Origin of the sequence: Burkholderia sp. Tr-20390 (assembly GCF_017104595.1) — a bacterium.
In the GTDB taxonomy this organism is placed as follows: domain Bacteria; phylum Pseudomonadota; class Gammaproteobacteria; order Burkholderiales; family Burkholderiaceae; genus Burkholderia.
In genome coordinates this window covers 1-8,449 of the sequence record NZ_JAAGPC010000272.1, presented here as the reverse complement: position 1 = coordinate 8,449, position 8,449 = coordinate 1, and the positions used below count along the sequence as shown (strand labels likewise).

Sequence of the window (8,449 nt, the reverse complement as noted above, 5' to 3'; positions counted from 1 at the left end):
CTGCCGCCTGCTGCGCCGCCGAGTGCGCCCGTGACCGTGGAGACAAGGCCGGTGACCGGAGCGAGCGGGCCGCTGCCGCCGCCTGCTGCGCCGCCGAGCGCACCCGTGACCGTGGAGACGAGGCCGGTAACCGGGGCGAGCGGGCTGCTGGCGCCACCCGTTGCGCCGCCGAGCGTACCCGTGACCGTCGTGAGGAGACCCGTGAGCGGGGCGAGCGGGTTGGTCACGCCGCCGCTGCCGCCCGTGAGCAGGCCGCCGACGGCCTTCACGGTGTTGCCCGTCGACGAGACCGTGTTGCCAAGGCCGGTCGTGACAGGGTTGCCGCCCGCCGACGCGAGCAGGGCGCCGGCCTGGTTCAGGCCGTTGCCGACCGTGCCGAGCAGCGTGTTGACGGGCGCGCCGAGGCCGGTCGCGGTGCCGATCGTCTGGGTCGTCTGGCCGACCATCGTCGTGATCGGCGTGATGGCCGAGCTGACCGTCTGCGTGACTTGCTGGATCGGGCCGGTCGACAGTGCGTTGGTGAGGGTGGTGCCGCCGTTCGATACGGCGCCGCCGAGCGTCGACACGAGGCCGCCGACGGCGCCCGTGACCGGTGCGAGCGGCGTCAGCGGACCGCTGCCGAGGCTCGAGACCAGGTTGCCCGTCTGCGTGACCGCGCCGCCGAGCTGGTTGACCACGCCGCCCGTGCTGGCGAGCGTGGTGCCGAGCGGATCCTTCGTCGCGCCAAGCTGGCCGAGACCGTTGCCAAGGCCGTTGCCGAGTGCGGTCACGGCGCCGCCAACGCTCTGCACGATGCCGCCCGCGGCTTGCGTGGTGGCCGGGTTGACGCCTGGCAGCGACTGGTTGGCGATGACGGAGCCGAGGCCCGAGACGGTCCCGCCGGCACTCGTGAGGATGTTGCTGCTGCTTGCGAGGACAGTTCCCACTGGGTTCGACGACATCCCCGAGGTCCCGCTCGTGCCCGACGTACCGCTGGTGCCGGAGGTGCCGCTCGTGCCCGAGGTGCCGCTGGTGCCGGAGGTGCCGCTCGTACCGGACGTACCGCTGGTGCCCGAGGTACCGCTGGTGCCGCTCGTGCCCGAAGTACCGCTCGTGCCGGAGGTGGAGATCGTATCGCCGCCGCCCGAGCTCGAGCCGCCGCCGAGACCCTGGCTGATGGAGCCGGAACCGCCGCACGCGGAGAGGGAAAGCATGGCTGAAACGGTGGCCGCGATCAGAGTCGTCCGGAACACGCCATGAGGGATAACCTTAATGTCCATTTCGTCCTCGCATTAAAAATGTGTTGTGAACTTCGTTGTGTTGAGTGGTGCGCGGACTACTCTGCAACTGTCGTGCCATTTCGATGCCCGACGGTTCGACAACAGGTTTTAAACGGGGCAATTCCTTGTCGGAAAAGGAGGTTATGGAAATTGAAAGATTGTTGAATCTGTTTAAGGACAGACGAATGAGAACGGTTTCGCGCGTTTCGTAACGTAACGTCACAACATTGGCGTTACGCGTGCGGCGTAACGTGGGGGCCGCGCAGGCTTGGTGGACGAGGCAATTGTTTTACTGGTGGATTAGGTGTGCACATCTAACCTATCGTAAATCCTATGTGTAAGTCGTACCGAAACGCCGTACAAATACGTTGTGCTCCTGGTCATTTTTTTCTATCCAAGCCGTTAAAAGAGGTTGGAAGTTAAATAGGATCGGAGATAGAATCCGGAGCAGATGTAAGGAAATGTACGGTTCGGTACACAACGTTCGAGGAGGGTCACTATCGCGAATGTTAACTTGCATCAAATGTTGAGCCATGCCCCTCGGGGCAATCTATAAAGAAAGCGCACCCGGTTGTCGTTACAGCAGATGTGGCGAACAGCGCGGGGCAAGGGCCAGATATGCGGGGACGTATACGTATAAAAGGCCAAAGAACGTAAATACAGGCACGAGGAATAAAATGAAAGCAATGATGATTCGCTTCCTTCGGGAAGAAGACGGGGTTACCGCGATCGAGTATGGTCTGATTGCGGGTCTGATTGCGGCCTTGATCATCGGTAGCGTCACCACTATCGGTACCAAGATCTCGGCGCTGTTCACCACGATTGCCAATACGTTGCCGACCGGCTGATCCTCGGTAGTTCGATGGGTGGTGAGCGGTCCGTTTTCGCGGCCCGCTCGCCCTTACGTCGACATGGTCGGTCGATTGCGATATGGCACATCTTCTCAGCACCAGCATTTTTTTTGCCTGGGCGACGCTCGTTGCCGCCGGTGATATTCGATTTCGGCTTGTTCGAAATGCGCTTGTCGTCGTCGGACTCCTGGCGGCGCTTGCCAGTGCATTGGCCAATGCAAATCCGTTCGGTATTTCAGTCGAGCAGGCATTGGTCGGCATGCTCGTCGGATTCGTGAGCTTTTTCCCGCTTTTTGCATTTCGCGTGATGGGCGCGGCGGACGTGAAGGTGTTCGCGGTTCTCGGCGCGTGGTGCGGTTTGTCGATACTGCCGTGGCTGTGGGTTGTCGCCAGCCTGGTGGCCGGTATACATGTCCTCGCGCTGATGACGCTGTCCCATACGCCGCTGGGCGCGCTGTGGTCGCGCGGTTCGCCGACATTCGCACTTGGTGCGCGACGGGCGACGCCGTATGCGGCCTGTCTCGTCGCGCCTGCAGCGATATGGCTGGCCTATCTCGTCGTTACCGGGGGAGTGCAATGAAGCGACAGTGCCAGCCGCGGTCGTGGCGGCGTCAGCACGGGGCGACGGCGGTCGAGTTCGCGCTGGTGTTTCCGCTGTTCTTCCTGATCATGTACGCGATCGTGACGTACGGGCTGATCTTCGCCGTTCAGCAGGGCTTGACGCTCGCTGCGACCGAAGGGGCGCGTACGGCGCTGAATTATGTCTACGAGTCCAACGGGTCGGGGGCGCAGGCGCTGACGGACCGGGCGAAGGCGGCACAGTCGACGGCGGTCGGGCTCACGACGTGGCTGGCCAACGTTCAGGTTCCGACGCCGGTGTCGGGGGCATGCAGTTACGACGCAACCATGTATTGCGTGACGGTCACGGTGACGTACCCGTACAAGACCAGCCCGCTGGTTCCGTCGCTGCCCCTGCTGGGACTCGTTACGCCGACGCAGCTGACCGGCACGGCAACCGTCCAGATCAACCCGGCAACCATTTTATGAAACGGACGCCGGGCAGCGCGCGGTAACAGGTGCAAGCGGCGTTCGCATATCGACATAACAACATTTACGGCACTCGACATTCACCATGGGCAACAACTTGACGAAGATCATCGCCGGGCTGCTGATTGCGCTCGCCGTGCTGCTCGGGATCTATGCGTGGATGCTCGGCCGCGCGCCGGCCCATCCGCCGGCCGCGGCGCCCGCCGTCGCGATGGTGCAGACGGTGCCGGTGGTCGTGGCGACGCGCCTGCTGCCGGCCGGTCAACCGATTCCGGCCGATGCCCTGAAGCTGGCTTCGGCACCCATGATGCCGACCGGCGGCTTCAGCGATCCGTCGCTGCCCGTCGGGCGTATTCCGGCGAACGACATTCTTGCCGCCGCGCCGGTCGTCGAGGGCGGCTTGACGTCGGGGCTGGCGAACCAGGTGGCGCCCGGCGAACGGGCGGTGGCCATCAAGGTCGACGAGACGAATGCGGTCGGAAACCGGTTGCGCCCCGGCAACTTTGTCGACGTGTTCCTGAATTTGCGGCGCGACAACTCGGGGATGGCGCAAACCGGCTCGGAAATTCCCAATTCACAGGCGCGATTGCTGATGTCGAAGCTGCGGATCCTGTCGTTCGGCGACGCGACGCCCGATCGTGACGGCAGCGGCGGCCCGGGCGGCGCGGTACGGACCGCCGTGCTCGCCGTGCCGACGGCACAGGTCGATGCGCTGACGCTCGCGGAATCAAGCGGCCGGCTGACGCTGGCACTGCGCAATCCGCGCGATGACGAAGTCGCGACGCAGACGGTCGCGATCCGCACGGCCGGTGACCTGACGCCTTCCGGGCAGGCGGCCGCCGGCGTGTGGCTCGATGAACTTTCAGGCGGGCGGGCACGCAATGCGCCCCGCGTGCAGGCGCCGGCGCGTGCGCCGCGCGCACCGATCGTCGCGCGCGAAGGCGGGAGCAGCATTGAAGTGATTCGGGGTGGGCGAACCGAAACGGTCGCTTATTGACAACCTAAACACGGTCATCGACAGCAGTAACGGAAGGGAGAAGGCCGTATGACGGTCTCCGACACAATGACAAAAAAACTGATTGCATACGCGATTGCCATCTGGGCCATGACCTTCGCCGTGTTGTCCGGGGCTGCCGGCACAAACGGGTCGATCGATCTGGCGGTCGGCTCGCAGCGACAGGTCGCTACCGGCCGCACGCTGCAGCGGATCGCGGTGGGCGATCCGTCGGTCGTCGACGTGCTGGTCATGAAGGGCAGTCGCGCCGGCAATGTGCTGCTGGTTGCGAAGGCACCGGGTTCGACGAATGTGATGCTGTGGGAGCGCGGTCGCGACGAGCCGACCGTGTGGAACGTCAATGTCGTCGATGCAGCCGCACAGGCCGTGCTGGACGGCGCGGGACCGTCCGTGAGGGCGTATGGCGGTGCGGCAGTCGTGTCGGGCGCGGCAGCGTCGCTTGACGCGCACGAGCGGGCAGTTGCCGTCGGCAAGCGGATGGGCGGCAAGGATGCGGCGGTGATCGATGCGTCGACGGTCGGCAATCGGAACGTCGTGCAAGTCGACGTCCGGGTCGTCGAATTCAGCCGTTCGGTGCTGAAGGAAGCGGGGCTGAATTTCTTCAAGCAGAGCAACGGATTCGCTTTCGGCGCATTTTCGCCGGGCGGTCTCCAGTCGGTGACCGGCGGGGGGACGGGGGCATTCCAGGCGACGGGGGGCATTCCGATCGCGTCCGCGTTCAACCTGGTGGTGAATTCGGCGGGGCGCGGCATCTTCGGCAATATTTCGATTCTCGAGGCGAACAATCTGGCCCGTGTGCTCGCGCAGCCGACCCTCGTGGCGTTGTCCGGGCAAAGCGCCAGCTTTCTCGCCGGCGGCGAAATTCCCGTGCCGGTGCCGCAGGCGCTCGGCTCGACGGCGATCGACTGGAAGCAGTACGGCGTCGGCCTGACCCTGACGCCGACCGTGCTGAGCCAGCGGCGCATCGCACTCAAGGTGGCGCCCGAATCGAGCCAGCTCGACTTCCAGCATGGCGTCACGATCAACAGCGTCTCGGTGCCGGCGATCACGACTCGGCGCGCCGACACCACGGTCGAGCTCGGCGACGGGGAAAGCTTCGTGATTGGCGGCCTGATCGACCGCGAAACGATGTCGAACATCAACAAGGTGCCGGTCCTGGGCGACCTGCCGATCATCGGCGCCTTCTTCAAGTCGCTGAACTATCAGCAGAACGACAAGGAACTGGTGATCATCGTGACGCCGCATCTTGTTGCGCCGATCGCGAAGGGCGCGCCGTTGCCGACCACGCCGGGCGAACTGTCCGAACAGCGCGATGGTGCGGTGTGGCGGTCGTATCTTGGCGGTATCGCATCACCCGATGCGGCGCCCGGATTTTCGAAATGAATGCGGGACGAGATGTCGCGCGATATGTAACCGGGGGTGTTCAACATGAACGCGAGAACCCTATCGTTGGCTGAGCCTGCCGTGACCGATTATTTCGTGTGCGCCTCGCAGCAGGACGAGCATGCCCGCTGGCTGGGGGAGACACTCGTGTCGGCCGGCACGGTGGAAGCCTTGTCGCTCGAACCGGGCGCGCTGAGCCAGCGCATCACGGGGCTCAATCCAGCGATCGTCTTCATCGATTTTTCCCGTGCGCACAGCGCGGCGAGCGCTGCCGCGGCTGCCGTACGGCTGGCCCATCCGGGCCTGCCGGTCGTCGCGCTCGGCACGCTCTCGGAGCCGGAAAGCGCGCTGGCCGCACTGCGGGCCGGCGTACGCGATTTCATCGACGTGTCCGGTAGTGCAGAGGATGCGTTGCGGATCACCCGCGGGTTGCTGGAGCATACCGGCACCGAGCCGGCCAACCGGCACGGCAAAGTCGTCGCGTTGCTCGGCGCACGCGCGGGGATGGGCGTCAGCACGCTCGCCTCGAATCTGTCCGTGTGGCTGCACAAGCGGATGGGTTCGGCCGACCCGGAAGGCGGCACGCCTGCATTCGGCGTCGCAGCGCCTCACGCGCGGCAGACGGCGCTGGTCGATCTCGGGCTTCCCGCGGGCGACAGTGCGCTGTTCCTCAACACACGCTGCGAATTCCATTTCGTCGAAGCCGTGCGCAACCTGCGGCGCATTGACCGGACGTTCGTCAATACCGCGCTGACGCGCCACGCGAGCGGCGTCGCGTTGACCACGTTGCCGCCCAATCTCGCCGACCTGCGCGACGTGTCGTACGCCGCATGCGTGGGGCTGTTGAACCGGCTGCGCGCGTTCTTCGATCAGCAGATCATCGATCTCGGCGGATTCACGAACCATGAATTCGTTGCGCAGATCACGGCGGTGGCCGACGAGGCGTGGCTCGTGTGCGACCAGGGCGTCGCCTCGATTGTCTCGGCGGTCGACCTGCTGGAAGGGCTGCGCGATGCGGGCGTCGACATCGGCAAGATTCGTCTCGTCGTCAACCAGTACGACGCGACGCTGAGCCTGACGCCGGCCCAGATCGCGGAACGGCTCGGCATTTCGCACCTGGCGACGCTGCCGGCGCGTCGCGTGGCAATCGGCCAGGCGGCCAACCAGGGGCGGCTGATCGTCGATACGGCCGAACGCGATCCGTATGTGCGTGCCCTCGAGCCGCTCGCAGATCGACTGGCCGGCCCGGTTTCCGCGGGCCAGCGCACCGCATTGGGCTTGTCCGCCCTGAAGCGTTTCATTCAACCTTCGTCCAGGCGATCGTAAGCGATGGCACACGACATCCAATTTGCCGACGGCGCAGCGCCGTTCTCCCAGTCGCAGCAGTTTCACGACATCAAGAATGCCGCGCACGAGCATCTGCTGACGCGCATCGAGGAACTCGGCGCCGAATTCGGCCGTTGGTCGCGCCAGGCGATCAACCAGTTCGTCGATCTGGAAATCGACAGCTTCGTGCGTCTGCGGCGCATTCCCCTGAACGAGACCGAGGTCAGGGCGATTGCGGAGGCGCTGACGAAAGAGCTCGCCGGATTCGGTCCGATCGAGGACCTGCTCGCCGATCCGCACGTCGAGGACATCCTGATCAACGGCTACAACGACATCTACGTGTCGCGCCACGGCATCCTGGCGAAGCTGCCGATCCGTTTCACCGACAACGCGCACCTGCTGCGGATCGTGCGCCGTATCCTCGCGCCGATCGGCCGACGTCTCGATGAATCGAATCCGATGGTCGACGCGCGGTTGCCGGACGGCGGGCGCGTCAATGTCGTGATCGAGCCGCTGTCGATCGACGGGCCGGTCGTCTCGATCCGGAAATTCCGCAAGGACCCGCTGAAACCGGCGGACCTGCTCGCCAACGGCACGTTCAATACGGAAATCGGTACGTTGCTGGAAGCGGCGGTCGAGGCGCGCTGCAACATCCTCGTGTCGGGCGGCACGAGCTCCGGCAAGACGTCGCTGCTCAACGCGCTCGCGTTTTACATTCCCGAGCACGAGCGGGTCGTGACGATCGAGGACACGGCCGAGCTTTCGCTGAATCACCCCCATGTCGTGCGTCTCGAAAGCCGCCCGGGCGGCTTCGACGGCAACGGCGTCGTGACGATCCGCGACCTGCTGCGCAATACGCTGCGGATGCGGCCGGATCGCATCATCGTCGGCGAAGTGCGCGGCGGCGAGGTGCTCGAGATGCTGCAGGCGATGAATACGGGGCACGACGGATCGATGGGTACCGTCCACGCGAGTTCGCCGCGCGAGTGTCTGTATCGCCTCGAGATGCTGGCCGGTTTCGCGGGTTTCCAGGGAACGGAATCGAGCCTGCGCCGGCAGATCGCAAATGCCATCGACTTCATCGTGCAGATCGGCCGGCTGTCGAACGGCCGGCGCCGGATTCTTTCGATCACCGAAGTGACCGGGCTGTCGGACAACATCATCGCGACCCAGGAACTGTATCGCTACGAAGCACGCGTGACGCCCGAGGGCGAAGAGGTCGACAACTGGGAGTCGCTCGGCATTCATCCGCATTCGCCGAAGCTCGCACGCTTCCGCCAGTCACTGCAGGCTGCCGGCTTCGGCGGTAGCGGCGGCGGTGGTGGTTTCGGCGGCGGATTCGGTCGCGGGGGCGGGGGCTTCAATGTATAGCCTGATGGCCGGCGCGCTTGCAATGGCACTGCTTTGCGTGGCCGCCGCGTTGATGCTGTGGCGGCATGGCGAGGCGAAACGCGGCCGCGCCGACGTGCAGCGCTTCATCGATAGCCGCATCGAGCCGGCCGCGCGGGCGGCGGGTGCGATTCAGCGCGACGCGCGGCCGGCGCCGAACGTCGCGCCCGCGCCCGGCA

The 8,449-nt window shown here is 65.1% G+C and carries 8 protein-coding genes and 1 pseudogene; 8 read left to right on the top strand and 1 reads right to left on the bottom strand.

All coding sequences use genetic code 11. The annotated features are described in order from the left end of the window. Window positions 1-1,259: collagen-like triple helix repeat-containing protein (locus tag G3N98_RS36880; protein WP_206150878.1), on the bottom strand; the 1,259-nt coding region annotated here is incomplete at its 3' end. Window positions 1,260-1,936: 677 nt separating this feature from the next. Here G3N98_RS36880 and G3N98_RS36875 point away from each other — a divergent pair. The 8 genes and pseudogenes from G3N98_RS36875 to G3N98_RS40065 all read left to right on the top strand — a co-directional run. Then, window positions 1,937-2,107: a Flp family type IVb pilin gene (locus tag G3N98_RS36875; RefSeq protein WP_089472660.1), complete on the top strand. Its 171-nt coding sequence runs from the start codon at window positions 1,937-1,939 to the stop codon at window positions 2,105-2,107. 82 nt (window positions 2,108-2,189) lie between these two features. Beyond that, the gene (locus tag G3N98_RS36870; RefSeq protein ID WP_089472661.1) at window positions 2,190-2,690 is read left to right on the top strand and encodes a prepilin peptidase; all 501 of its coding nucleotides are present in this window, start codon (window positions 2,190-2,192) and stop codon (window positions 2,688-2,690) included. Next, the gene (locus tag G3N98_RS36865; RefSeq protein ID WP_089472662.1) at window positions 2,687-3,157 is read left to right on the top strand and encodes a TadE/TadG family type IV pilus assembly protein; all 471 of its coding nucleotides are present in this window, start codon (window positions 2,687-2,689) and stop codon (window positions 3,155-3,157) included. Before G3N98_RS36870 ends, G3N98_RS36865 begins: the two co-directional genes overlap by 4 nt. 85 nt (window positions 3,158-3,242) lie before the next feature. Continuing rightward, window positions 3,243-4,154: a Flp pilus assembly protein CpaB gene (cpaB, locus tag G3N98_RS36860; protein ID WP_089472663.1), complete on the top strand. Its 912-nt coding sequence runs from the start codon at window positions 3,243-3,245 to the stop codon at window positions 4,152-4,154. Between the two features lie 66 nt (window positions 4,155-4,220). Next, on the top strand, window positions 4,221-5,555 hold the full coding sequence (locus tag G3N98_RS36855; protein ID WP_206150877.1) for a type II and III secretion system protein family protein: 1,335 nt from the start codon (window positions 4,221-4,223) through the stop codon (window positions 5,553-5,555). A gap of 45 nt (window positions 5,556-5,600) precedes the next feature. After that, window positions 5,601-6,881: a fimbrial protein gene (locus tag G3N98_RS36850; RefSeq protein ID WP_089473244.1), complete on the top strand. Its 1,281-nt coding sequence runs from the start codon at window positions 5,601-5,603 to the stop codon at window positions 6,879-6,881. A 3-nt stretch (window positions 6,882-6,884) separates the two neighbouring features. Next, window positions 6,885-8,252: a CpaF family protein gene (locus tag G3N98_RS36845; RefSeq protein WP_089472665.1), complete on the top strand. Its 1,368-nt coding sequence runs from the start codon at window positions 6,885-6,887 to the stop codon at window positions 8,250-8,252. Further along, window positions 8,245-8,449 (top strand): annotated as a pseudogene (locus G3N98_RS40065) (pilus assembly protein); the annotation flags it as partial. The gene G3N98_RS36845 and the pseudogene G3N98_RS40065, both read left to right, overlap by 8 nt.